Origin of the sequence: Cellulomonas carbonis (assembly GCF_014636275.1) — a bacterium.
GTDB classification, from domain to species: Bacteria; Actinomycetota; Actinomycetes; order Actinomycetales; family Cellulomonadaceae; genus Actinotalea; species Actinotalea carbonis.
This window is the reverse complement of sequence record NZ_BMEB01000058.1, coordinates 1-531: the sequence shown is the minus strand read 5'-3', so window position 1 is coordinate 531 and position 531 is coordinate 1. Positions and strand designations below refer to the sequence as shown.

The 531-nt window shown below is 66.7% G+C and carries 1 protein-coding gene; it reads right to left on the bottom strand.

Annotation, left to right across the window (positions count from 1 at the left end):
* Window positions 1–531: XdhC family protein (locus IEV86_RS17690; protein ID WP_188484859.1), on the bottom strand; the 531-nt coding region annotated here is incomplete at both ends.

Sequence of the window (531 nt, the reverse complement as noted above, 5' to 3'; positions counted from 1 at the left end):
AGGTTCTTGCGGAAGCGCTGCCATTTCGCGTTCGAGCCGATGAGCCCGACCGATCCGAGGTCGCCGCGGGTCAGCGCCGCGGAGCACAGGTGCAGGTCCTCGGCATGGTCATGGGTCATGATGACCACGTGCGCTCCGGCCGGCCGCTCCGTGATCACCTCTTCCCCGACGACAGCGAATTCGCGGCGGATCCGCGCCACCGGCTCCTCCAACTCATCGAGAGCTTCGAGCTGTTCCGGCCGTGAATCGGACACGGTCAGGTCGAGATCGTGGCGGGCGAGGATCCGGGTGAGCTCGAGTCCGATGTTGCCGATCCCGAAGATCGCCACCGAGGCGGGCACGGGCAGGGGTTCGAAGAGCATGGTGACCTCTCCGCCGCAGCATTGGCGACCGTATTTGGCCGGAGCCTTGTCGTTGAGCCGCAGAGTGAGCATCTCCGGAGCCGTCTGCCCCTCGGAGAGCAGCTCCCGGGCACGGGTGAGGGCCGTCATCTCGAGATTGCCCCCGCCGATGGTCCCGAACAGGGCATCA